Below are 22,673 nucleotides of genomic sequence, written 5' to 3'. Positions count from 1 at the left end.
GTCCGAAAAATAGGGGAAGGGGATGAGGCACTTTGTCTGGGCCGGCGCGTTGGCGATGGCGTTGATTGCAGGGCAGGCCCACGCCGATCCGGCCAAGCTGGGTTCGACGCCGGCACCGGTGGTGACAGTTAAAGGGCGCAGCGTCCAGGACGTCCAGAACGCCATCGTGGCGATGATGCTGCCGGCGGGGAAAACCCCGACCCGGCAGGACCAGAACGTCATGGTCTATGAGTTCCCGCTCTCCTTCTGGCAGTCCATTGGCGTCCAAATGGCGCAGGGGAACAGCGGCTGGCAGGAGCCTAAGGGGCGCCTGACCTTCACGATGGCCCAGATGGGCCCTGACGTGATGGTGAGCAACAAGTTTGAAACCGTGGCCACCAACATGTTCAACGCCAGTAATTCGGTGGAGATCACCAACCCGGTGGTCTACAACGAGAACCATTTGGGGCTGCAGCTCGTGGCGGCCTTCGCCGAGGGGCGCATGGTGCCCGGCGAGCACAATGCGTTAGGCATCCAGGCCTACGAAAAGCCCACCCGGAAGACCCGTAAGGTCGGGGCTGTCATCGAAGCGCTGGTGCCGGGCGCGCCTGCTGAGCAAGCCGGACTGCGTCCCGGCGACGTCATCACCCACATTGGCGGCGTCCCACTCGCCGAGCAAAGCCCGGCGACCATCCAGTTGCTCGGTTTCTTGCAGATCGGCGAGGCAAAGCTTCAGGTGCTCAACAAGGGTGAGATCATCGTGAGGAAGCGGCCTGCGCCAAGCAACACGCCGGTCGAAAATACCACCGTAGTGACACCGCCTGTTTCCACGCCTGTTGCTTCTCCATCTGCTCAGTCTCAAACGACGCCGGCCACGCAGGATGGAGGGCAGGGGTGGTGGCAGAAGCAGAAGCAGGGTGACTGACTGTGAAAGGCATGAGCTGGGGCGTCATTGGCGTGTTGCTTGTTGCGGGGTGGTTGCTCCAGACCATCGGTGAGACAGGGTTCACTGTCGTGTTCTGGATCGTCGTTGGTCTGATCGTGCTGGCTCAGGTCCTCAAGCTCCTGGCACAAATGGGGGTGTTGCGTTCCCCTGAAGCCTCAGCTTCTGGGCGGGTGAATCAAGCCCATGAAGCTAAGTGGCATCAATCTCAGCAGCGACGTCTACGTAAAGTAGGCGAGCTGCTATTTGCGCTGGAGCGGCGCAATTCAGTTGAGGTAGAGCGCTTAGTGCTGACTGATAATGTGAGCCCATACGAATCGGGCTCTTTCCATGGGAAGGTCGGGATAACTGGATACAACTACGCCAAGGAAATCGGCTTCGATGCCGCCGTGGCGTTTTTTGAAGCGTGGACGCGCGAGGGTGCCTCGGCCCGCATTCAGCGTTGACGCGTGAACGGCGCGTGTTCCAGTTAAGAGAATAAGTCGGCCTCACTGGTCCCGGTGGTATCGGTTGGCCTACGGCCAAAATCACCATTGCCGGCAGCGCAAAGCCAAGGCGGCCCTTGTCAGGTTCAGCCACCCCGATTTCGAACGCTGATTCGCCAGGACTTTCCTCGACAGCTGAGCGAGGCGAGGGCGGGTGGGAGGGGCCATTGCATGGCTCCGTTGGGCGCGGTTGCTTCATCGCGACAGGATCGGTCGCCTCGTCCCTGCGCAAGTGCGTGGCACTCCTCCTCTGCGTTTCGGCCCCTCTGGGCTCCTGCGCTGCCGCTGCGTTGCTGCCGGGGTGCTGCAAGGCCTGGACGGCTTCCTTCACCGGTTCGCGAGCAATCCGCTCGAACCCAACGGAGAAAGATCATGGCCAAGAAGAACCAGCCCGCCAACGACCGCCTCGACGCCTTCCTGGTCGAGGAATACGAAGTCCAGGGCGAGAAGCGCAGCAACTGGTCGAAGATCGGCGCGGCCTGGCCGCACCAGGACGGCAAGGGCTACCGCCTCGTCCTCAACGCGGTGCCGGTGAGCGGCGTGGTGGTCCTGCGCCTGCCCGAACCCAAGGAAGACTGACCGCCACGGGGCCCTTCGGGGCCCCTTTCTCTTCCTCAAGGAGAACACCCATGACGACCATCACCGCGACCTGGCGTGACGCCTTCAACGCCGCTCTTCAGTCGCACTTCGCCATCACCATCGGCGACGCTGGCCTAACCGACGCCGAGCTGTCCCGCTACGCGGATCTGGAGCCGAAAGCCGCGGCCCTTCAGTTCGGCGAGGACTACGACCTCGACCGAGTTGACCGGGGTTGGCGCTGATACACGCAAGGGGCCTTCGGGCCCTCTTCGTGTCCTTGCCTAACAAAGAAGCGAGCGGCGCTTCGCGATTCTCAACTTTAGTCTGCAAGGTCCTCTTGCGCGTTTGTCGTGCAGATGTATCCCAGAGGTATGACGAACGGGATACGAGCGTCATACACCGACAAACGAAACGCTAGGGGAGAAAAGACATGTTCATCGGTTTCAGAGTGACGCGGGAAGGGGTTGTCAACGTCATCGTCGTTGTCATCTTGGCCTGCCTGTTCTTCATGGGCATGGACGGAGTGGACCGCTTCTCCAGCGATTGGAATCGTGTGACCGGCGCGAGCATGCCCGACTCCAGCTTGATGCGCGAGAAGGTCGGTGACGTGCGTTCAGGCCTACCAGACGAGGGGGAGGAATTTCTGGCTCGTGCAGAAGCGAACGCCAGCAACAGCAAATCATTGCTGGACGTATTGAGAGGCATCGCTGACATGCTTCATTCGGATGCCGCCCATCTGAACTCTGCGCCAGCCTACGGCAGTATCGATAACCAGGAGAGCCCTTATGACCATTTCGCCGATTAAGTCCTTGAAGCCCATCACCCTGCGGGACTGTTACTCCTTGCCTATGGAAGGGTGGGCACTGATCGCCTATTGCGGTCACATGGTTGCCAACACGAATGCGACCGTTGCCCAGCGTCGCGACGCATCGCTTGGCCTTGTCGGATGTTATTCGGTCATCAGCGCGTGGCTTATCTTTCCCACGATGATTCTGGCAGGTGCTGCATGATCACCTTCGGTGCCATCGTCACCACCGCCTGGGTGGTCCTGTTCCTCTTCATCGTCTTCTGCATCGCTGGTATTCACTGGAAGAGCGCGAAGCGACAGACGGGTGTTGCCCGCCGCCGTTCACTCCTGAAAGCCGCGATCATTGCGGGCCTGGCCGTGGCGGTGGTGCTGTCCTTGGCGTTGCCATGACCCGGCCGGCCTACGTTCAAATGGCCGTGCGCGTGCCCAGGGAGCTGAAGGCGCAGATGGAACTTCTGGCGACCGAGCAGGGCAAGCACGTCAGCGAACTCGTCCGCGAACTGCTGACGGAGGGCATGAAGGACAGGGGAGCCCCCATCAAGCCGCCGGTGACTTCACGATCCGGTGGTTGAGCAGGGGGCGAACGAAGTTCGCGGGACCCGACTTGTCCAACGGCTGCGCCCTGACCTGGTATTGCCCGGTCTCGCACAATCGCAGCAGTTCGGCTTCGTCGGTGACTTCCCGCTGGCCATCCTTGGTGTTGCCCATCTTCGCCAGGCGAAAGGCGACCAGGCCGGTGTCCTGATTCTTCATGCGCACCGGCACAACCTTCCGGCCCTCGTTGCTGACCAGATGAAAGGTCTGGGCGAAGCGCGCATCCAGGCGGGTGGGAGCCGATGCCTGGGATACAGGCGAGGTGGGCTTAGGAGGTGTGGGGCGAACTGGTGGTGGAGTGGTGACAGGCCGAGTCTCTGTCGCTGAAACGCGCGCAGGAGCTGACGCACGGGATGGGACGGCGTCAGACGGTTTGCCGAGCGCGGCGAGCGCCAACAAGCGCTTGCGGCCCGACTCGGTCGACCCATCGCCGGCCACCCATTCCCCGAACGTGCCGTTGGCCCCGCTGGGGTGCGATGCGAACACCCAAGTGCGGCCCTGCGCTCGAAAGGCCACGTCGTTGACGTCCTGGTAGTCAGAGAACTGCTCGCGCAGCAGGCCTTTCACCCCCTTCACGTAAGCATCGGTGGTGCCCAGCATGACCACCGTTTCCACGCTCTCCGGAAGAGGGGCCAAGTGGCGGCCGATGCACGTCTTCATGGCCTGGAGTGGAAAAGGTGCCTTGGCTGCCTTGGGCATGATCGTGCCACTGCTTTTGAGCTGCCCGTTCTCCATCACCGACAGCCCGCAACGGATCAGCGATGCCGCGCCCAAGGCGCGCCCGCCCGCTGACAAGGCTTCGTCGATACTCTGCCCATCGAGATCGAGGCCGAGCCCGTCCAGCACCGCCTTCAAGCGGGGGCGCATCCCCGCGAAAGCCACCGCATCGAACTGCCCTCCCGCGGCGGCAGCGATCTGCGTGGCACCCTTGGAGAAACCCAGCACGAGAACCCGGGGGGCTTGAGCACCCCAATAGCCGGGGTTGGCCCGCAGGTGCCAATCCCCTTCAATGCGAATGTCCTGCCCTGGGTGGTGGCACGCCCTGCATGGCTGCCAGCCGTGTTGTGTCGTCATGATCGCCCCCGTTTGGTATTTCGAAGGGCCCTATAGTTAGACCACGGAATGGGCGGCGGCAACCGTTTTCTTTAGGCAGTTTTTAGGCGATGAGAACGGGTCTCGACAAGCTGGCGAAGTGGGCGCGAGCATGTCTCATCTTTTGCGACGGATGCACGGTAGCGTTGTGGAATGGAAAGTCCCGTCCGATACGTTCCTGCCTCGAAGCGTTCCCATGACCTTGTCTGGGACCGGGTGAGCGGTGACACCCTCACCCTCGACGACTTCATGCAAGGCCGGGACTATGGGGAAGTGGTCCGGGACGGTCGTCTGGCTGCGGAGCTCGAATTGCTGGACGGAATGCCGCGCTACGTCTGCCCTCACTGCAAGGATGCGATGGGGGTCAGGTCCAAGGCGATTCGGGCGCGCACGGAAATCCGGTTCTATTTCGATCACCTCACGGCGCGCTTCCGAGAAACTTGCACCGGGCGCAAGGGCCACTCCCCCAAGGCCATCTTGGCCCGCAAGTTCGGGCTGCACAAGGAAGGCGCCCTCCACAAAGCCTTCAAGCAGTGGGTGAAGGACAGCCTGGATGCCGACCCGTCGTTCTTCAACACCGAAGTGGAGCGGCGGTGGTGGGACGTGGACGGTGCGAAGTGGCGCCAGCCCGACATCCAGACCCAACGGAACGGTCAGCGGTGGGCCATCGAGATCCAGCTCTCCACCACCTTCGTGCACGTCATCGCCGAACGCATGAAGTTCTACCGCGAGAACACCGGGCACATGCTCTGGCTGTTCAAGGATCTGGACTTGTCTAAGTTCCGGTTGGCCGAAGACGATCTGTTCTTCTCGAACAACCGCAATGCCTTTCGTGTCACCCCGCAAACGGTGGCCCGGTCCCAGCGGGAGGGGCGCTTCTACTTGGAGGGCGCCTGGCTGGAGCCCCGCCTCACAAACGGGGTGGTGGAGGATGTGGAGGTGCGCCGAGAGGTGGCCTTCGACGAGCTGACATTCGACACCTGCAGCCGCGGCGTTCCCAGGGCCTACGCCTTCGACTACGAAACGCAGAAGGCGCTTGCCGAGCAAGCCCGTGAGGCTTGGCGGGAGGATCAGGTCTGGGCCAAGCGACGGGAGGCCTTCGAGACGTTCTATGTGGCACTGCTGCGCGGGGAGATCGAGGACTACAAGGAGCGTGATCGGCGGTGGGATGAACTGCGCCGCTCGTTCGCGCAGGTGGGAATCACCCTGCCTCAATACGCCAAGGGGCAAGGAGAGCTGGACCGGCTGTTGGTGGCCGGCTACTCGGCCAAGCATGGCCAGGGGAACCCCATCGGGATCGGGTTCGAGACCTTGGCCGAACTCGGTCATCACATCCACAAGGTGTGGCCCAAGACGCTCTGGTTCTACCGCTGCATGCTCCGCGCGCACGGCCAGTTGAAGACCGTGTTGGAGCAGGACCGAACCAGAAAACTCCAGGGCAAGATGAAGGACGTGTTGTCCAGCCTGGCCAAGGGCGAGAGCAGCTTTCAGCCCGATCGCACATGGGACGGGTTATTGATGCGCCTGTTCCCCGAAGTGGCGGATATGTGGGCTGCCGACCCAAGGCAATTGGCGAAGAGTGTCTTGAGGCCTTCGACTGCAGCCAATGAACGTGAGAGGGTGCTCCCGTGATCGATCCGGCACTGCTGGGCGTGAAAGACTGGCCTGAGGAGATCTCCTTTCTGCCCTACGTGGGACGTCGCTATCTGAAGGGATTCGCTGGGCGCCGATTGCTTTTGCTGGGGGAGTCCCACTACCGAAAGGAAGGCTCAACGGTTGATGAGGGCATAACACGTTCTTTCACTCGCGAGACATTCAGCGACATGGAGACTCCCGAGCGGAAGGGAGGTGGGAAGTTCTTCGATGAATTGGATCGCTTACTGACGGGCAAGAGAGCACCATCGCTAATGGAGGCCGCTGAGGCCTGGCAGCGTGTCGCCTTTTGCAACCTATCGCAGCGTTTCGCGGGCACTGCTTCGGGGCACCGCCCGTTAAGCGCTGACTTCAGGCATGGAGGGCGGGTGCTGGTCGAGAACATCCTCCCCATTCTCTGTCCTGACGTTGTCTTAGTGCTCGGGCGCACCACGTGGCGCATGCTTGACTACGGAGAACAGTCAGACCTGCCCACCTTCCATGCCCGCCACGTGAATTCCGAAGGACGGCGGCGCCGATACTTGGAAATGCGGCAGGTGTGGTCCCTTGGTTACGATGGTGGGGCGGCGTGGATGACCTGGGTCTACCACCCATCCTGGAACGTGGACCGCTGGGAGGATAGGGCGGCTGCGCTTACGCATCTGTTGAATTGTCCTCTTGGCAGGTCAGTGGCATGAGCAATGACGCGTTGAATCAGGGCATCCAGGCAGCGCTGGGCGCAATGCGCCATCGCCGACGGCAACCCACTGATCAAGACATCTCCCGCGAAGCCAGTGAGGCCCGAGCCGCCTTGGAAGCCAACATGGCGGGCATGGAGCAGCTTCACATTCCACCGAACAGTGAGCGCCACCGCGTGACGTTCCAGCTGCTTCGCGCTTCCATGGACTACGGCCGGGCTCTGCTGTTCCTACTGGAAACCCACCCCATCGACTTGCCCGCGGTTGCGTTGGGTTTGCATCGATCGCAGATCGAACAGTTTCTGCGTGCGGTATTCGTCCAGTTCATCGCTGACGACGAGCAGTTGCGGGACTTCCTCGATGAGGACAGCGGTCCCCGGCGGAAGAACGAGAAGGGAAAGTGGGTGCCCATCCGTCTGAAGGACTTAGCGGCGGAAGTCGAAGCCACGGTAGCTCGACTCGGGCAAGACGATGGGCCGCAAAAGCTGGCCCGCATGGTGACCAACGCCTGGGATCCCCTCTGCGGACTGGTCCACGGGGGCAAGGCCATCCGGGTGATGTATGAGGACCCCAACGGGCAGATAGGGGCGCACGTCCCCGCGGCCATCCTGTTTCAGACGACGGTCAACACGGTGGCCACGACCAACCTCTGCATCATCGCGGCGCTGACGGCCACTGGGGTGGGTGCTTACGATATCAATGAGGTGGTCTCGCGGGTAGCCGGCCACATGGGTCGCTACATGGAGCAGCGAACAGCAAGGGTGGGCGAGCTGGCGCTATAGCTGCGCGCGAGCACGGGGTCGCTAACCCGGTGTGGTCTTCATTCCTTCTTCGGCGGTAGTTGTAGAACGCCTGAGCTCGCGATGAAGATCGGCCCTCAAGCACTCGAACTCGGCGTTGAGTTGGCGGGCCGAGCGGCGGAGGGTGCACCAGTGGGAAGACCTTCTTCCGGGCGATGGCACCTGGGAGGCCAAGGCGTTGGCGGCAAGCGAGAAGGTTTCGAGGCGCTGCCTGATCGCCGCAGGCAGTGGATCATCTTGCTGCAGCAAGGCCCGGGCCTCTGCGAGGTTGAGGTCGAGCATGTTCAAGTCCACCAGCGCGGCCAGTTCGGCCGGAGGCAGTGGGTGGGCGGCGGGTGGGTTCTTGGGAGAGAGCAGGCGGGAAATCCATTTCCACATCGTCGGAATCCTTTCCGTGGGAGGGGCTACTTCACCGATAGCTTCGCAGTGAACGCGCGAATCCGGACCAGCAGTTCTTCCTGCTTCTCCAGCGGGAGCTTGGACATGAGCAAGATGGCTTCCGCCAGAGGGTCAGACGCCGCATGGAAATACGCCACCGGCAGGTCCAAGGCCTGCGCCAGGGCTTCCATCGTCTGTTCGTCTGGCATCCTTTCTCCGCGCTCGTATCGCGAAACCCGCGGCGCGCCCGAGTTGCCGTCTTCCAGCCCAAGCCGCTCGCCGAGCTCCGCCTGGGTCCAGCCTCTGGCCAAGCGCGCCTGTCGAAGGCGGCGGCCCAGGGTTGTTGCGGCAGGCAAAGGGGCGGGCATAGGCTGGCAGAACGGTGGCTGACTCGGCCCGCCAGTTTGACCTTTCCAAGTGTGCATCGCATTTGCCAATATGGCAAATAGGCCAACAAGGCCAATTGGACCGACAGGGGGTTCCAGTGAAGAAGTGGACGTTCGTGGCTGGCGCAGCAGCGCTGGCCTTTGCATGCCATGCGCAGGCCGGTGACGGAAAAGGCTTGTTAGACACGATAGGGCGAGCCCTGGGCAACACACCCCGGGTGGCTGCAGAGAAGGCTCGCAGTCCCTACCTGGATCCAGCAGGAACGTATTGGGATCTGGACCAAGAGACGCTGGAGGGGGCGCAGCACCTCCGGGTGGGCCAGACAGCAACCGGTGGGGCGGGTTCGGACATGTGCGACACGGACCTGCTCGCGATGGCGCACTCGGACTACCGCCAGGACGCCAAGCGTCGCCAGTGGTGCCTCTACCAGTGGTGGGTGGCCGACACGAAGATCAACGGCCCCAACGGGATTGAGAAGACGCAAGCGGACGCCATCGAACGCCGCTATGGGCCAGCGTTCGACGCGCGACTGGAAAAGTTCAAGACCACGCGCCGGTTCGCCGTGCGCCCGCAGTTCGTGTCGCTGGGAGGCATCGAATACAACGCTGACCGAGGTGTCATGGAGGTCTACGTCCCCATGCCGCAGATCTCCGCCTCGGGGTTGTCGGTGACGGGCAAAGGCTTCGTGCCCTGGCATCGGGTCACCCACACGGGTGTCTCCAGTCCACCCCACGCCGGGCGTTACGAGCTGCTGATCCGCATGGACGCAACCGAGGCGGCCAACCTCGCTCGGCAAGGCCGCGACGCCCGCGATGACCTGGTGGTCTTCTCCGTCAACCGCGTGTGGGTCGAGAACACCGTGCCGAAGATGGACGTGACCGTGGAGCGGGTGCGCGTCGGTTACCGCAACGAAACGATCGAAGTGGATCTCACCAAGAAGCAGGGAGCAGGCGCATGAAGAACGCAGCAATCGCAGTGGCACTACTGACGTTGTCGCTGGCAGCGTGCGGGAGCAAGGCAGACATGCCCTCGGCAGAGCAGGTAGCCAAGGCCTACGAAACCCACCTGAATGCGAATCTGGTCGCCCAGCTGGGGCAGCGGATGGAGGTCCGTGGCTGGGACGACCTGAAGGTGGATTGCACGTCCATTGGCCCCGAACGGGTCACCTGCGTGACCGGTGGCACGCTGGACCTGGTGGGGTTCCACGGCGGCGTGCAGATGAAGCCCGAGCCGGTTCCGGTGCCGGCGGAGTTCGACATCACGTTCGCCAAGCAGAACAACACGTGGGTGCCGATCAGCGCGCAGAAGAAGAGCTGACCTTGCCAGTTCGCCAGAACGCGGTATGAGTAGGGGAAGCAACCCATTACGGAGGTCCACATGAACATGAAATCGACGTCGCAGCACATGAACTGGGGCGCTTTGCTGCCCGCCTACGTCATCCTGGGCGGTGCTGCCCTGCTGGCTTTGGGCGGGGCGCAGGAGATCAGCCAAAACAATGGGCACCCCTTCGGCGTGGCTCTTGCGCTGCTCGCGAGCGCTGCCCTTTTCGGTGTGCTGGCCGTTCTGACCTGGATGAACTGGCGGGCGGCGCGCTTCCGCGCCTCGCGCTGGGGACTGTATGACCAGACCGGGCAGAAGGGGGGCTTTCTCAAGGGCCTCCTGTTGGGGCTGCTGGGTGTCTTCGTGGTCCATGTGGTGTTGTTCTTCGCAGCGTTCACGCCTGCAGCACCAGAAGCGGTGAAGGCCATTGCGTCCATCGCCCTGCTACCGTTTGCGGTCCTTTACACCGTCGTGCCACTCGTGACCGGCTACCTGACGCGCTTCGTGCGGGCCACGCGCATCTGAGTGCATAAGAGCAAGTGAGCTACTTCAAGCCCCCGAAAGGGGGCTTTTTTGTGCCCAGCGAAAAGCATCTGAAAAGCACCACCTGGCGGTGGAAGGCACTTCGCCTTCGGCGCCGCATTGTTGTTAGGAATATTTGCTTCGCCAGGCCGCAGTTTTGCACTTTAGTCAAAAAAATATCCATAGAAGATCTGGACAAACGTGCATGGCGATCTACCTTGAAATTGTGGAGAGGAAATCACGCCCTCCGAACTATCCAGGTAATCGTCATGAAAAAGAAGATCATCGCCATCAAACCCCACGAGTTGTTGAAGGCAACCTCTGCTCTGCGGCGTTACCAGCGTCGCCAGGCTCGTCTGGAGCACCCCGAAGGTAAGTTCGACAAGGGCGGACGTTGGTATCCCGAGGGAAAGGACGAGGAGGTGATGGGCGCCGTCCGCTCGCCATCCCGTTCGTTCCCTAATTCTTACAACCTCGCTTGCCGTTCCTTGGCCCATTGCGAGCGTCTCGAGGATGCGGATCATCAGGTGGTCTTGCTCATCAAGCGTGAGCTCAAGAAGGCCGGAATTGAGGACTTCGACAGTGAGGAAGCTGAAGCACTGATCCACGGACTGGGCTTGGATGCCGTGCTCGACGAAAAGCTGCCTGTTGCCACCTTCAATCACCAACCTTCGCGCCTCTAACTCACCACCCACAACGGAGAACCAACTCATGAACGTCCAGATCGCCCAATCTATGAACAACGCCACGAATGATCAGGAGCGCTACGCCATCCTGGCCGGCTTTGCCCGCGGCAACGCCGAACTGCGCGCAAGGGGTGCCGCGGAAGAACTGGTGGACGCGCTCTATTTCGCGGGCGCCGCCTTCAACCGGTGGAAAGCCATCGCCACCGTTCGCGAAGCCGCGGCGGTCTAAGGGGCTGTCAATGCTGCCCTTGCGCAACCCCCGCCTGGACCAACCCACGGGCCGCCTCCCGACGGCCCACGTGGACGCGCGCGATGCCGAACAGCTCCGGCAACTCGCCGACCAGGCGGGAATTTCCATGCCTGAGGCCCTCCGACAAATCCTGGCGCTCTACTTTCGCCAACCTTTCCTGTTGTCACCAAAGCGAATGGCTCACGCGGGCGGCGATCGGTTGCCCCAGACAAAGGCACCCCAGCACATCGTTGAGGGAATCGACACGCTAGCTAAGGCCTTAGGCCTAACCCGGGGCGAAGTCATGCGCCAGATCGTCAGGGGAACTCTGAAAAAGCACCATGCCCTCCATTGATCGCACACCACCGCCACCCGGCAGTCCCAGCGCTGAGCTCATCCACGCCTGCGTCGATGGAAACCTGGTTGTCGTGCTGCAGGCCCTCCGGGAGGGGGCGAATCCCAACGCGTGGCGCGAGAACGAAGGCGCGGCCATCCACTCGGCATTGACCTGGCCGCGCATCGTCGAAGCCCTGATTGAGGCAGGCGCGGAACCGCACGCGCGGAACTACTGGAGCGAACGGCCCTTGGAGAAATTGGCTGCTGACTACCAGGCCAGCGAAGACCAAGCGGAACGCCAACGGATGGAGCAGACCGCTCGGATCCTGCTGCGGCTCGGTGGAAACCCGCATCGTGGCAGTCCGTTTTGGGCCACGGGCACGCTTCGTGAAGCAATGCCAGACGTAGTTGCAGAAATCGAAGCAGAAAAGCGAGCAAACATGCTGCACCACGCACTGGTGGAGGCGGACGAAACGCCGTCGGTAACACGGCCGCGTCTGTAAAAACAGAAGCAACAGCGCAGCGCCGACACCGACTGCTTCGCAGCCGGTGATCTGATAAAGCATCGATGGGGAAAAGAGCCGGGGAGAAGCAACGTCATCGGCGCGACATTGTTGTTAGGAATATTTGCTTCGTTAGGCCGCAGTTTTTCAGTTTAGTCAAAAAAAGATCCATAAACGATCTGGACAAAATTGCATGGCGATCTACCTTGGAGTTGTAGGAAGGCAATAACGCCGATCAATAAAACAAGGGAAATACTATGAGTAACGTTACCGTCCGCGTCGAAAATGGCAGTGTCTACGTGCGCTCCCCCTGGAACGAGGCCTTTGTGAAAGATGCTCGCGAGAAACTGAGCGGAAAATATACTGGTGGAGAGTGGGTGTTCGACGTATTCAATGAGCAGCGGGTTCGTAAGACGTTAATGGCGATCTACGGCTGCGACGGCATCACGACCGACACCTGCACCGTTCGCGTAACTCTGGACGGGGACGACGATGCCGGGCAAGGACCGATCACCATCTGGGGCCGCCCAATTGCCCGGGCCACCGGTCGCGACAGCGGCGCCACCCTTTCCCCCGGCATCGTCATCGTAGAAGGTGGATTCACTTCGGGCGGTTCAATGAAGAACTGGACGACTAAGGTGAAGGACGGCCACGCGGTGGTCCTCATTCGCGACTTCCCGGGCGTCACCGCACGCCGCCTGGTGGGCGAAGGCAAGGACTGGATCAGCATCGAGAAGGAGGCTGTAAGTATTGACCGCGCTGCACTCGAAGCCGAACGCGATCGCCTGCTGACTCGCCTGGCTGAGATCGAAAAGCTGATGCCGGCCACCCAAGGCGAGCTCTTCGCAGCCTAGTCTGGAACTCTCACGACAATGCCACCACCACCAGGACCGACAGTCATGAGCCTTTCCATCCTCGCCATGCTTGCTCCCATCGTGCTTCCCCTAGGCATTTTACTCGGTGCTCGCATTTCGGACGCCATCGAAAACGCCACCTGGGCGTCCTGAGGCCGCCATGGCAACGCGGCACTACTATTTCGCTTACGAGCGCACCGACGGCGAGGTGTGCTACCTGCCAAAGCTTCTGCACGAAGGCATCCAGAGATACCCGCACACTATCGGCCATTACCACCTGACCCAATGGCTGGGCGTCAGGAAGCTACTGACGCCCGAGCAATACAGGGCCGTGGGCTGGATGAAGCGAGGGGCAGAGAAAGTTGAGCGAACTTCCGATATAAATGCGCATCGGCTCATTGCCATGGGGGCGAGCTGACAACCGGGGAAAGTCTATGCAGAAGAATATCTTGTCGCCAGCAGGTGCTGCGCACATGCTTTACGAGATCGACGGGCATTTGTATACAACGTTTGTTGTCGCAAGGCTGGCTGGTCTGCCCGTGTCCCGTGCGCTGGAGCTTGCATGGGGTTGTCAGGTGCCCGACGCCAATAGGAGGTTCACGGCTGTAAGCGCCGCATGGAACTCGCTATGGGAAAAGTATTCCGCTGACATCATGAAAATCCTCCATTCCATTCATGGTGGAAAGGAAGAGCAGGTCCTGAGAAGGCGTGGGGACCTTAAGCAGCTTGTTGCCGAAGCAATCCAGCGAGGTGAGCCGGACTGGCGGGTTGGGCTGATGATACATGCCTATGGTGATTCCTATGCCCACACCTTTATCAAGATGGGGAAAGAGCACTCTTACCGTCCCCCACATGGGCATGCAGGGCACGGTCATAAGCCAGACAAGATCGGCAACTTTCCCAAGAAGTATCTGGAATATGTGGCTGGGCTCTACCTCGCGTTAGGGGGGCAGGGAGATTCAAAGGCAGCGCTTGATAAGTTGATAAGAATTGTTGGAGACAACAAGGGGAACAATTCCAAGATCAGTTCGTCAATTGTTTCTTACGCCGCGGAGCTGGGGATGACAGAAAGCGAAAGCGATGCTGTCAAGGATCGTCTCCTCACAGCAGTATCTGAGAAGGATGTCGTTGAAACCATGGCTTTCATGGAAGCAAAGTTCAAGAGCGATTGACTCAGTGCCAGATGGCCTAGAGGGGAGATTTCTCCCCTCAACATCTGATGCGACTGCGGGCACAATGGATGTATGAGTATCGACGCTGCCTCCGACCACGACGACGTTTTCCTCCACGCCCCGGCCTACGGTCTGCTGCTCGGTCAGACCTCCTGCCATTTCTGCCACGCCCAAACGCCCACGGCGGCGGTGTGGGTGCCGTCCTTCGAGGAGCGCGACGAAGAAGGCGTGACTGACCAGGGCGGGGGCGCCTTGCTGCGCTACATCGAGCAACTGGATGAGAGCGCCACCGCTTTCGTAACTGGCCACGCACCCTGGCTTCGCTACGCGTCCACCCGCTCCTCGGGGCAGGTCTACCTGGCCCACCACTGCACCACCTGCGGGGCGCTCCAGGGCGATCATTTCGTCTTCTCCCCCGACGGCCCGTATTGGCCCCAGGACGACACCCAGCTGGCGTCTCTTCGCTTCATCCGCGGGCTGGGCCCGCTCACGGCTCAGGCTTCCGCGGGGCAGAGTGCCTGGATGGATAAGGTGCAGGAGGTTTGCGGCCACGTATAAAGGACATGAGCTAGCTATCCGCTTCCTTGAGGGTGACTGAAAGCGAGAACTGACAAGCTGGGTGGTGGCAGACTATGGGTAACTGATGATGGATAGTCGCCATGGACGAAGAATCTCGGCGTGTCATTCTCTATCGATGTGTTAAGTCGCGCGAACAGAACAATCGCCTTCGGACCCTATTGCCAGCTACAGGGGAAACCGCCCTGCGATTGGAGTTCGCACGTTGCGCTATCGACCTGGCCTTGGAGCACCACTCCGCCTTCATTCGACTCGTTGAGGCCGAGGAATACGGGTCCGCGGCGGCGCTGCTACGCCCCATTCTAGAAGCGTCAGCAATCGGCTACTGGTTCGTCTATGTGGCGCCATTGAAAACAATCCAAGGTCTGGCTGTAGATCGTCAGGACAATCCAGTCGACGACGTGCCGATGTTGCGGGATATAGCGCAAGCTCTAGTCCCGTTCTTCCCGCCTATCCAGGCAATGGTGGATGGATTCAAGAAGGGTGGGGCCGCAAAGTGGCTGCACAAATATGCGCATGGTGGAACACCCCAACTCAATCGCCGGGTTGGTCCCGGCTGGGTAAAGGATGACGTCATACTTGGTCTTATAAGAGCTGATCTCTTCTGTGTTCTTGCCGGTTGCCTTGAGACAGTGTTATCACCGAATTCTCCCCTGACAGCATACGCATTCCCAAAGCGAGACGAGTTGGGAGAAGAGTTTCGTTTGACGTTTGACCAACCACCGATTCCCTCACAACCTCACGAGTTACCGAGGGCTCCCCTTTTGGAGGAGGTATGAGAACGAGGCTTCATCATTCGCGCGTTATGTTGTGGAGCTATATTGATTCCGCAACAATCTTGAAGAGTCACAAGGAAGGGTAGGTAATGGAGAAGTTTGATTGGTCGAAGGTGGAGTTCGCACGCACTCGCTGGCGTAGTCAGGTCATTCCAGACGCGCTGCCCATCCTCATCCGGTGGGCCCAGGAGGGTGAAGCCCATTCCTACAGCGATCTGGCCCAGGAGCTGCATGACACCTTCGGGCACGAGATCAAACCCCGCAAGGACCTCTACGGCACCGTGGCCGGGGGCGTTGCCCAAGCCCTGCAGTGGCTCAGCGAGCAATGGAAGGAGCCCATCCCACCACTCCACGCGATCGTGATCAACAAGGCCACCAAGCACCCCGGGGAAGGCGCCATTACCATCTCCCCGGCTTACTTCGCCGGCAAGAAGCTGGACACCGAAGACGAGCGACGCGCCCACCTGCGAGAGGCGATGGAAGACGTTTTCACCTACCCGGACTGGGACCGGGTCGCCCGCGCCCTGGGCGCCACGATGCTGACCCCAGCAACGGGAGCGTTGCTCGAGGTGGCGGCCGACGCGCCGCTGCCGCTACCGAAAGTCCAGGAGGGCGGCAAGCCCGAAAGCGACGAGCACAAAGCCTTGAAGGCGTGGGTGGCCAGTCACCCCGAGGAGTTCGTGGATTACGGGATCTTCCCCGCCGGCAACAACGAGAAGTTGCTGAGCTCGGGTGATCGGCTGGATGCACACTTCGACAACGGTAAGCAGCGGTTGGCCGTGGAGGTGAAAACCAGCCGATGCAGCGAAGACGAGCTGCAGCGGGGTGTCTACCAGGCGGTGAAGTATCGTGCGATCGTCCGAGCGGAGCAGAAAGCCATGCGTTTCGTGCCTAACGGGGAAGCGGTCCTGGTGTGCACGCGCGCGCCGAACGCGGAAACCCGAGCCCTGATCAAACGTCTGCAGGTTCGGTTTCAGCAGGTTCCGTTGGGGGCCGAGCAGAAGTGACCAAGGGCGAACTGGATCAGCGGGTCCGGCAGATCGACGGTTTCATTCGCGTGTTGACCCAGGAGTGCCACATCCTGGACGAGCGGCGGCACATCCTGTCGCCGCTCATCCAGGACACGGAGATTCAGGACGGCCTGAAAGCAATGCTGGACAGAACGATTGGCGCCGGAGCATGGGGGCATGTGGCGCCTCTGCTGGCTCAGGATTTGGTCCGCGACCAAGCCCGACTTTTCTTAGACAACGGCGCCAAGACAGGAAGCCTGCCCAATCTCTGGCGCAAGCTCAATGCTGATCCGGATATCAAGAACCACTACCGACGAAGCTACGGCCGGATGTTCGATAAGTTGCACGTGGGGAGTTTCCCCAATCTTTCAGCGAAAAGCTCTGCTGCCCTCATGAAGCGATTCAAAGATAAGGATCGGCGAAAAAATTACGCGCTCTTCGACAAGAGTTGGGCAAAGTTGAGTGCGGACATTCCTGCTTTGAAAGCTGACCACGTGGCGATCAAGATCAGCACGTATCGAGACAAGTATGTGGCCCACCTGGAGATGCGTAAGCTCGATGAAGAGCCGGGCGCCTTCAACGTAAACGTCCTTGGGCTCACCTTCAGCGATGTGCTCGGCTTTGCAGATAAGTGCCAAGGAATTGTTTCTGAGCTGGGTCTATTGTTGACGCATACCTACTGGGATCCTCAGCAGTTTGCTGAAGGCCATGCCAAACAGGGCACGGACATGTGGAGAACATTGGCAGGCCTCAGTCCGTCACCGAAGTGATACATGTCAGGCGCACCGTGCGCCACGCCACCTGGCCAGAGCCGAAGGCATGGTGCCAGCGCACGTTCTCGATGACCTGGCCCGCCGTGTCGCTGGTGCAAGCCGGGGGAGCGGGCAAGTAGGTGTTGACCACGCACCCCGGTTGGCCCGTGCACACGGTCGAGGATTGTGAGGGCGGGGTGACATCCCGCTGCCAGACATAAGGATAGTTGGACTTGCCACGCAGGGTTGACTCGCACTCCAGGCGGCACACTTCGTAGGAGACCGTGATGTTGTGCGAGCTGTAGTCGCAGTAATGCATGCCCATGAACGGCACGCACGTGAACGACTCGGCGTAACCAAACTTGACGTTGCCCTCGTGCGTGTAGGACGTGCACTGGGAGTGGTAGAACCCATCTCGGTTGAAGTCGAGCGGGTAGTTGCCACCGGGGTGAGACGAACCCGGGTATTCGTTGTAGGTCCACGTCGCGGCGGCTTCGGCCGCGGCCAAGCTGGCGCCTTCTGCCGGAGTGGGGTTTACCCACACGTCCGCCGGCCAGCTGGCATTGTTGCTTCCGCTGTTCCCGGTGTAATTGGCGGCGAACCAGGCTGGGATCTTCAATGACCCATCAGCGCACCGCGGACGGCTCACAACGCAGGCGTCCACTTCGTTTCGTCGAGTTCCGTTGTCGGCCCAGGCGGTCCAGCCGGTGAAGGATGCTGGGGGCATGGCAACCGTGCTGGCGGGGCAGTTGTAAGAGCCCGCGCGCGTGCGGGATTGAAGCTCCTCCCACGTGTGCGTTCCCGTGGTGCCCGAGGGGCATGGTGCAGACGCAGGCACCCACTGGTATTCCGTCTGGTTGAACGGTGCGGGGCAAGCCGCGCAGGTGTTGGAAGCCAAAGTCCAGCTTCCCCACGCGCCGGATCCCGAGCACACGTAAGCGCGTTGCTCCTGGATTGCACCGAACGTGCCCGCAGGGCAGCCCACAGCGCGACTTTCAGGGGCCGGGCAGGCCGTGCAAGTGTTGTCGGTTTGCGTCCAGGCTCCCCACGAGCCCAATCCCGAGCAGACGAACGATCGTTGCTCACCGATGGAGCCCACCTGGCCACTCGGACACGCCACGGTGCGGCTTTCTGGAGACGGGCAAGGCGAACAAGTGTTGCTGGTGTCCGTCCACGGTCCTGCCGTCGTCGCTCCAGCCCACGCTTCGTAAACCGAGGGGTCGGGCCCGCAATGATGACGGCGGGATTGGTGGACCTGGCCGACTGAACCCGCAGGGCAATTTGCCGTTCGGTTCTCCGAACTCTCCACGCATGCTGCCACGGTGGTGGGCGGAGGGAGTGGAGGTGTCGCCGGAGGCGCGGGCGGTGTGACCGGAACGACGGGAGTGGCCGTCGGCGGCGCAACCGGTGCCGGCGATGGAGGGGGGAGGGAAGGAGCTGAATTGATCGGGCTTATGGGAGCGGCGGGACCCACTGGCCCTGCAGGGCCCACGGGACCGCCCAGGGGAGGAGAGCCGGGAGGGGTGTTTGAGGTCGGGGTGGGGGAAAGCTGCAGCGGTGAGGCTGCCACCGCAGCTCCCGCCACCAGCCCGGTGTGGTAGACGAACGCAATGCGGCCATCGCCGCCCGCGCAGGCATCCGTCAATGCTTGAAGATCGAGGCGCCCCCCGTGGATGCGGATCACCGACACGTCCGACACCTGGACGTCCCACGGGTCGCGCGCGTTGACGGCCACGAAGTCGGCGCACGAGCGCGCGGGCACCTGGTGGTGGACGATAGAGAACCCATCCCCGAAGCGGGTCACGGTGTAGGGCTCGACTGTCACTGCACCGCCCCAGGCGTTGGTCAACAAACCTTCCCCATGGGTCAGTCGTTCGGGGGCGAGGCCATCGCGCACGAGCGCGTCGGCGCTGACGCCCGCGAAGGTGCCCAGCAATCCGAAGGAGTTCTCCACCCGTGTGGACAGCTCGCGCAGGTTATCGGTCTCGTCCGAGACCTTGGACTTAGCAGACACGTGCGAATAACTCGCGAAAGCAACGACGGAGAGCACGGTCAGCCCGGCCAGGGTGAGCAAGGTCTCCAGCATGCCGAAGCCCAGCGCTGAGCGAACCCCGCTGGAAAGGCGAGAGGGGGAGGGATGTCTGCGCAGAGAGGGAGGTGTCTTCATGCATTTCAGCATGCGATGCAAAGGTGGTTTGGCAAGCCCCTGTTTTTAGTCAGACTTTCTGCGATTTACCCCCTTGACTCGACCTGTCGGTGTGGTTGCATGGGGTTAAGCCGATTAGACGAGTGGGGCGACCTACTCATAAACGGTCAAACCTAAACCGACAGGAATCACCCCATGCACCAAATCTTACTGGCCGTGCTCCAACCCCGCTCGGGCTTGTTCATGAACGCCGCCAACGAGCCTTGCCGAGGCTTCGTTGAAGCCGCCCACATCCCCAACTCGAAACGCCATCGGCTGGTTCGCCTGGCGAAAGAGAGAGCCCACTTCGAGCAGAAGAGCCGAAAAGAGGCGAAGTGGAAATGAGCGCCCTCAACCCCAAAGAGCGCTTCGCCCGCGAGCTCCACGCCGCGGTCCAGGCCAACAACCCGTTTCTGCTGCGCCACTTGGTGCGCCGCATCCATCAGGCCCGCATCGACGCCTGGACGTCAGGGGACGACAACGCCATCTTCCCGTCCCTAGATGCCCCGGTGAGCCCGCAGGGAATCACCGCTTTCCACTTGGCCTGCATGGGGTGGAAGGCATACCGCGGCAGTCCCCACTTGGCCTACGGGTTCAACCAGATGGCCCTCATCTTGGCCGCCGCGGGCGCGGACCCCTTCGCCGAATACTGGATCGGCAAACAGCGCCGAACGATCTTTGAGGAACTGGAAGGCGATGTTCCGCCCGCGTTGAAGGACTGGATGGCTGAGCAGCCCTTTGATCTCCACGTGTCACCGTCCGAAGCGATGATCACCCACAGAACGCTTCCCCCCGTCAGAGGTGGCGTGAGGTCGCTCCAGAAGTGCGCCGGGTTCAAAGAAAAGAGTCTGGCGGCTTAACGGCTAAAAGTTTTGCAAAAACATGCACTTGCGTTGCATTTGACTCTCTGTAGAGTCGGTTGGGCTACCCCTACCTACTCATACAGACGGAGTTTTCCATGCGCTTGTGCTGCTTCTCCCTGAAGGGCGGTGTCGGCCGCACCACGTTGGCCCTCAACCTGGCCGGGTGCTACGCCCGCGACCCCAGGCTGCGTGTGCTGGTCAACGACAGGGACCCCCAGGGCGGGGCCAGCGCCTTTGCCGCCCTGTCCGATGAGACGCCATTTTCGGTGGGCCGCTCGCGCTCACCGGGGTTCCAGATTGAGATCACCGACACTCCGCCCAGGCTCCCGGACAATGAGGTGATCCCCGAAGCTGACCTCTACCTCGTCCCCACGCTGCTGGACGGTGCCAGCTTCCTCATTTTCCTGCGAACGGTGGAGGTGCTGGAGAAGAAGGGCAAGCGTTACCTGCCCATCGCCAATAGGGCCAACGAAAAGCGGTCTTCGCACCGTCGCCGGCTGAAGCACCCCAAGATGGCTGGGGCGGTTCTTGTGCGCGACCGGGCACTGATCGCGGACTGCTACGAGCAGGGCCAGACGGTGTTCGACGCCGCCGACCGGTGGGCCCTGAAAGCCCAGGAGGAAATCCATGGGTTGGCCGTGAAGGTGCGCCACACCCTCAAGCGTGACGCCAAGGGGAGGGCTGCGGCATGATGGACCTTCCATTGGTTTCCCTCCCTGACCTACCCATGGCCACTCGCAAAGCTCCCGCCAAGAAAGCGGCGACGAAAAAAACTGCCAAGCGCACGCTGGATGACGTCAAGAACGTCACTCACACCAAGGCGTCGCGCCAGAGCACGAAGGCCGAGCCGGCGATCGGGCGCATTCCTGAGCACATCCTTCTGGGGCCGGGCGACTACCCCGAGCGGAAGTCCTACTTCGACTACGACGATAGCCAGCGGGCGGGCACCGTCGCCGGCAAGCGGGTCCACATGGTTATGCCGCGATCGGTCACCCTCCACGACTACCGTCGGCGCGAGGATGGCCTGCGCCACCACCGCGCGATGGTGACGATCCCACCGAAACTCCGGGAGAACATCGCCAAGTTGTTTGGCTACGAGGACTCCGAGGACGCGGGCAGAGAAGTGGCTTTGACCACGGCGATGGTCGCGCTGGCCGACTATGCCGCCGCGACGCTGATCAAGAGCAAGACACTCCTGGTCGTGAGCTCGCCGGCAGACGCGCACGCCGAGGAACGGAAAGCCGCCAGGGTGGCCGTGAGGAATCGGGGCAAGGCCAGGAACGGGAAGATCTACTGACAGGGGAAGGGCCCGCGATGCTCACGGACGACCAATTGGAGCAGCTTCGATACAAGGGCGAGGGCTCGGATCTGGACTACAAGGCCGATCGCTACCCGTTCGCGTCCGCCACGGAAGATGCGAAGTCAGAGCTGTTGAAAGACATTCTGGCCATGGCCAATGCCCACCGAGACGGCACCGCCTACATCCTGATCGGTTTCAAGGAGAACTCACCGCACCCTGCTGAAGTGGTGGGTGTCCCTGCAGAGGGGGCAATCGATGATTCCAGAATCCAGCAGTTCGTTAATGAGAAGCTGGAAAGCAAGCTGGACTTCCGCTATGAAGAGCGGATATTCGACGGGAAGCACGTTGCAGTCCTTGCTATACCTAAGCAGCCACGGCCCCTCTATCTGAAGAAGCCCTACGGGAAGCTGCTTAAGGATACCGTTTACATCCGGCGGGGAAGTTCGACTGGTGTAGCTTCCCCACGTGAAGTGGCCATGATGGGGGCTAGCAACACCATCCGAGCGCCAGCCAAAATTGACCTCGAGCTAAAGGGGGACGACAACCTTCCCTTGGCTCAGAACTTCCAGCTGACATTCTACGGGTCATCCTCCCCCTATCCTGACTACAGCACGGGCAATCGTTCTTTTGAAAGCTCCTTCGAGCTGACACCTTTTAGCTTCAGAACGCACGAGGACAATTCGGATTTCTGGAGAGATGCGGCTGAGCACCTATTCCTGCAAAGCCGTCTGATCACTCTTCGGGTGAAAGTGACCAACCGTTCAGAGTTTGCCTTGAGCGGCGCAAAGCTGGAGATATCGGCGAGTGGACCAAGTGAAAAGAGCGTTGAACTTGATCTCGTAGACAATCTGCCAGAGATGCCCGCGCCGGGATGGAGCATGCTAGACCGAAGTTTGCGGAGTATGGTTCCGGGAGCTCGTCACGTGAACTACGTGCCTCAGATGGAGGTGGACACCAAGGAAGGCCATCACATCTGCCGTGTCCGATTGGGCAGTCTGTTGCCGGGCGAGTCAGCATTCGGGGATGAAGTCTTAGCCGTGCTTCCAGAAACAACTGGCCCCCACCTTCTGAAGGTCCGAATACTCGCCCAGGAACTCAATCCGCCTTTGACCTTCGAGCACATCTTTGAAGTTCAAGGAAAGAGCGAAACGCTCGATCTCGACGGGTTGAAGTCACTGATTTATGAGTCCATCAAAGAAACAAAACCCGATTAG

32 protein-coding genes and 1 pseudogene are annotated in these 22,673 nt (G+C 61.1%); 28 read left to right on the top strand and 5 right to left on the bottom strand.

Annotation, left to right across the window (positions count from 1 at the left end):
- Positions 1 to 22: 22 nt before the first annotated feature.
- From L3V18_RS04320 to L3V18_RS04285, 8 genes are all read left to right on the top strand, one after another.
- Positions 23 to 904 carry a PDZ domain-containing protein gene (locus L3V18_RS04320; RefSeq protein WP_237053359.1) on the top strand — a complete coding sequence of 294 codons (882 nt, stop codon included), beginning with the start codon at positions 23 to 25 and terminating at the stop codon, positions 902 to 904.
- A gap of 2 nt (positions 905 to 906) precedes the next feature.
- A complete protein-coding gene (locus L3V18_RS04315) occupies positions 907 to 1,368 on the top strand; it encodes a hypothetical protein (protein ID WP_237053358.1) in 462 nt (153 codons plus the stop codon).
- A 411-nt stretch (positions 1,369 to 1,779) separates the two neighbouring features.
- Complete coding sequence (locus L3V18_RS04310; RefSeq protein WP_049408821.1) at positions 1,780 to 1,986, top strand: hypothetical protein; 207 nt, start codon at positions 1,780 to 1,782, stop codon at positions 1,984 to 1,986.
- Between the two features lie 50 nt (positions 1,987 to 2,036).
- Complete coding sequence (locus L3V18_RS04305; RefSeq protein WP_237053357.1) at positions 2,037 to 2,228, top strand: hypothetical protein; 192 nt, start codon at positions 2,037 to 2,039, stop codon at positions 2,226 to 2,228.
- 188 nt (positions 2,229 to 2,416) lie between these two features.
- Entirely contained in the window at positions 2,417 to 2,791 is a 375-nt protein-coding gene (locus L3V18_RS04300; protein WP_237053356.1) for a hypothetical protein, read from the top strand.
- A complete protein-coding gene (locus L3V18_RS04295; protein WP_237053355.1) occupies positions 2,772 to 2,996 on the top strand; it encodes a hypothetical protein in 225 nt (74 codons plus the stop codon). Before L3V18_RS04300 ends, L3V18_RS04295 begins: the two co-directional genes overlap by 20 nt.
- Positions 2,993 to 3,184, top strand: coding sequence for a hypothetical protein (locus L3V18_RS04290; RefSeq protein WP_133320383.1), 192 nt, complete (start codon positions 2,993 to 2,995; stop codon positions 3,182 to 3,184). The genes L3V18_RS04295 and L3V18_RS04290 overlap by 4 nt, the downstream gene beginning before the upstream one ends.
- Entirely contained in the window at positions 3,181 to 3,366 is a 186-nt protein-coding gene (locus L3V18_RS04285; RefSeq protein WP_237053354.1) for a hypothetical protein, read from the top strand. Before L3V18_RS04290 ends, L3V18_RS04285 begins: the two co-directional genes overlap by 4 nt.
- Here L3V18_RS04285 and L3V18_RS04280 read toward each other — a convergent pair.
- Positions 3,332 to 4,462, bottom strand: a complete 1,131-nt coding sequence (locus L3V18_RS04280; protein ID WP_237053353.1) for a hypothetical protein — start codon at positions 4,460 to 4,462, stop codon at positions 3,332 to 3,334. The genes L3V18_RS04285 and L3V18_RS04280 overlap by 35 nt on opposite strands.
- Positions 4,463 to 4,696: 234 nt before the next feature.
- Between L3V18_RS04280 and L3V18_RS04275 the strand changes: the two genes are divergently transcribed.
- Together L3V18_RS04275 and L3V18_RS04270 are read left to right on the top strand one after the other, a co-directional pair.
- On the top strand, positions 4,697 to 6,112 hold the full coding sequence (locus tag L3V18_RS04275; protein WP_237053352.1) for a DUF6035 family protein: 1,416 nt from the start codon (positions 4,697 to 4,699) through the stop codon (positions 6,110 to 6,112).
- A gap of 694 nt (positions 6,113 to 6,806) precedes the next feature.
- The gene (locus tag L3V18_RS04270; RefSeq protein ID WP_237053351.1) at positions 6,807 to 7,592 is read left to right on the top strand and encodes a DUF6988 family protein; all 786 of its coding nucleotides are present in this window, start codon (positions 6,807 to 6,809) and stop codon (positions 7,590 to 7,592) included.
- 21 nt (positions 7,593 to 7,613) lie between these two features.
- Here L3V18_RS04270 and L3V18_RS04265 read toward each other — a convergent pair whose 3' ends face one another.
- Both L3V18_RS04265 and L3V18_RS04260 read right to left on the bottom strand, forming a co-directional pair.
- Complete coding sequence (locus L3V18_RS04265; protein WP_237053350.1) at positions 7,614 to 7,988, bottom strand: hypothetical protein; 375 nt, start codon at positions 7,986 to 7,988, stop codon at positions 7,614 to 7,616.
- A gap of 26 nt (positions 7,989 to 8,014) precedes the next feature.
- The gene (locus L3V18_RS04260; RefSeq protein ID WP_237053349.1) at positions 8,015 to 8,356 is read right to left on the bottom strand and encodes a helix-turn-helix domain-containing protein; all 342 of its coding nucleotides are present in this window, start codon (positions 8,354 to 8,356) and stop codon (positions 8,015 to 8,017) included.
- 116 nt (positions 8,357 to 8,472) lie between these two features.
- On the opposite strand from L3V18_RS04260, the gene L3V18_RS04255 reads away from it, so the two are divergent.
- The 14 genes from L3V18_RS04255 to L3V18_RS04195 all read left to right on the top strand — a co-directional run bounded on the left by L3V18_RS04255 (position 8,473) and on the right by L3V18_RS04195 (position 17,129).
- Positions 8,473 to 9,333, top strand: coding sequence for a hypothetical protein (locus L3V18_RS04255; protein ID WP_237053348.1), 861 nt, complete (start codon positions 8,473 to 8,475; stop codon positions 9,331 to 9,333).
- Positions 9,330 to 9,692, top strand: a complete 363-nt coding sequence (locus L3V18_RS04250) for a hypothetical protein (protein WP_237053347.1) — start codon at positions 9,330 to 9,332, stop codon at positions 9,690 to 9,692. Before L3V18_RS04255 ends, L3V18_RS04250 begins: the two co-directional genes overlap by 4 nt.
- Positions 9,693 to 9,752: 60 nt before the next feature.
- Positions 9,753 to 10,220: a hypothetical protein gene (locus L3V18_RS04245; RefSeq protein ID WP_237053346.1), complete on the top strand. Its 468-nt coding sequence runs from the start codon at positions 9,753 to 9,755 to the stop codon at positions 10,218 to 10,220.
- 266 nt (positions 10,221 to 10,486) lie between these two features.
- Positions 10,487 to 10,900 (top strand): hypothetical protein, encoded by a 414-nt coding sequence (locus L3V18_RS04240; RefSeq protein ID WP_237053345.1) that lies wholly within the window; start codon positions 10,487 to 10,489, stop codon positions 10,898 to 10,900.
- A gap of 28 nt (positions 10,901 to 10,928) precedes the next feature.
- On the top strand, positions 10,929 to 11,132 hold the full coding sequence (locus L3V18_RS04235) for a hypothetical protein (RefSeq protein ID WP_237053344.1): 204 nt from the start codon (positions 10,929 to 10,931) through the stop codon (positions 11,130 to 11,132).
- Positions 11,133 to 11,142: 10 nt separating this feature from the next.
- Positions 11,143 to 11,487, top strand: a complete 345-nt coding sequence (locus tag L3V18_RS19390; protein WP_425493458.1) for a ribbon-helix-helix domain-containing protein — start codon at positions 11,143 to 11,145, stop codon at positions 11,485 to 11,487.
- Positions 11,474 to 11,971, top strand: a complete 498-nt coding sequence (locus L3V18_RS04230) for an ankyrin repeat domain-containing protein (protein WP_237053343.1) — start codon at positions 11,474 to 11,476, stop codon at positions 11,969 to 11,971. The genes L3V18_RS19390 and L3V18_RS04230 overlap by 14 nt, the downstream gene beginning before the upstream one ends.
- 257 nt (positions 11,972 to 12,228) lie before the next feature.
- Positions 12,229 to 12,825: a hypothetical protein gene (locus tag L3V18_RS04225; protein ID WP_237053342.1), complete on the top strand. Its 597-nt coding sequence runs from the start codon at positions 12,229 to 12,231 to the stop codon at positions 12,823 to 12,825.
- A 160-nt stretch (positions 12,826 to 12,985) separates the two neighbouring features.
- A complete protein-coding gene (locus L3V18_RS04220; RefSeq protein ID WP_237053341.1) occupies positions 12,986 to 13,243 on the top strand; it encodes a hypothetical protein in 258 nt (85 codons plus the stop codon).
- A 16-nt stretch (positions 13,244 to 13,259) separates the two neighbouring features.
- The gene (locus L3V18_RS04215; RefSeq protein ID WP_237053340.1) at positions 13,260 to 13,997 is read left to right on the top strand and encodes a hypothetical protein; all 738 of its coding nucleotides are present in this window, start codon (positions 13,260 to 13,262) and stop codon (positions 13,995 to 13,997) included.
- Between the two features lie 72 nt (positions 13,998 to 14,069).
- A complete protein-coding gene (locus tag L3V18_RS04210) occupies positions 14,070 to 14,555 on the top strand; it encodes a hypothetical protein (RefSeq protein ID WP_237053339.1) in 486 nt (161 codons plus the stop codon).
- A gap of 101 nt (positions 14,556 to 14,656) precedes the next feature.
- On the top strand, positions 14,657 to 15,352 hold the full coding sequence (locus tag L3V18_RS04205; RefSeq protein ID WP_237053338.1) for a DUF6988 family protein: 696 nt from the start codon (positions 14,657 to 14,659) through the stop codon (positions 15,350 to 15,352).
- 86 nt (positions 15,353 to 15,438) lie between these two features.
- On the top strand, positions 15,439 to 16,356 hold the full coding sequence (locus tag L3V18_RS04200; protein ID WP_237053337.1) for a hypothetical protein: 918 nt from the start codon (positions 15,439 to 15,441) through the stop codon (positions 16,354 to 16,356).
- Positions 16,353 to 17,129: an AbiU2 domain-containing protein gene (locus L3V18_RS04195; RefSeq protein WP_237053336.1), complete on the top strand. Its 777-nt coding sequence runs from the start codon at positions 16,353 to 16,355 to the stop codon at positions 17,127 to 17,129. The genes L3V18_RS04200 and L3V18_RS04195 overlap by 4 nt, the downstream gene beginning before the upstream one ends.
- On the opposite strand, the gene L3V18_RS04190 is transcribed toward L3V18_RS04195, so the two are convergent.
- Positions 17,110 to 17,730 (bottom strand): hypothetical protein, encoded by a 621-nt coding sequence (locus tag L3V18_RS04190; protein WP_237053335.1) that lies wholly within the window; start codon positions 17,728 to 17,730, stop codon positions 17,110 to 17,112. The genes L3V18_RS04195 and L3V18_RS04190 overlap by 20 nt on opposite strands.
- A gap of 996 nt (positions 17,731 to 18,726) precedes the next feature.
- Positions 18,727 to 19,197 (bottom strand): annotated as a pseudogene (locus L3V18_RS19385) (type 4 pilus major pilin); the annotation flags it as partial.
- 440 nt (positions 19,198 to 19,637) lie between these two features.
- On the opposite strand from L3V18_RS19385, the gene L3V18_RS04185 reads away from it, so the two are divergent.
- The 4 genes from L3V18_RS04185 to L3V18_RS04170 all read left to right on the top strand — a co-directional run bounded on the left by L3V18_RS04185 (position 19,638) and on the right by L3V18_RS04170 (position 22,673).
- On the top strand, positions 19,638 to 20,156 hold the full coding sequence (locus L3V18_RS04185; RefSeq protein WP_237053334.1) for a hypothetical protein: 519 nt from the start codon (positions 19,638 to 19,640) through the stop codon (positions 20,154 to 20,156).
- Positions 20,157 to 20,254: 98 nt separating this feature from the next.
- A complete protein-coding gene (locus L3V18_RS04180) occupies positions 20,255 to 20,851 on the top strand; it encodes a ParA family protein (RefSeq protein ID WP_237053333.1) in 597 nt (198 codons plus the stop codon).
- 35 nt (positions 20,852 to 20,886) lie between these two features.
- On the top strand, positions 20,887 to 21,456 hold the full coding sequence (locus L3V18_RS04175) for a hypothetical protein (RefSeq protein ID WP_237053332.1): 570 nt from the start codon (positions 20,887 to 20,889) through the stop codon (positions 21,454 to 21,456).
- Between the two features lie 17 nt (positions 21,457 to 21,473).
- A complete protein-coding gene (locus L3V18_RS04170; RefSeq protein WP_237053331.1) occupies positions 21,474 to 22,673 on the top strand; it encodes an AlbA family DNA-binding domain-containing protein in 1,200 nt (399 codons plus the stop codon).

Source organism: Marilutibacter chinensis, assembly GCF_021725675.1.
GTDB lineage: Bacteria > Pseudomonadota > Gammaproteobacteria > Xanthomonadales > Xanthomonadaceae > Marilutibacter > Marilutibacter chinensis.
This window is presented reverse-complemented; position numbering and strand designations above follow the sequence as displayed.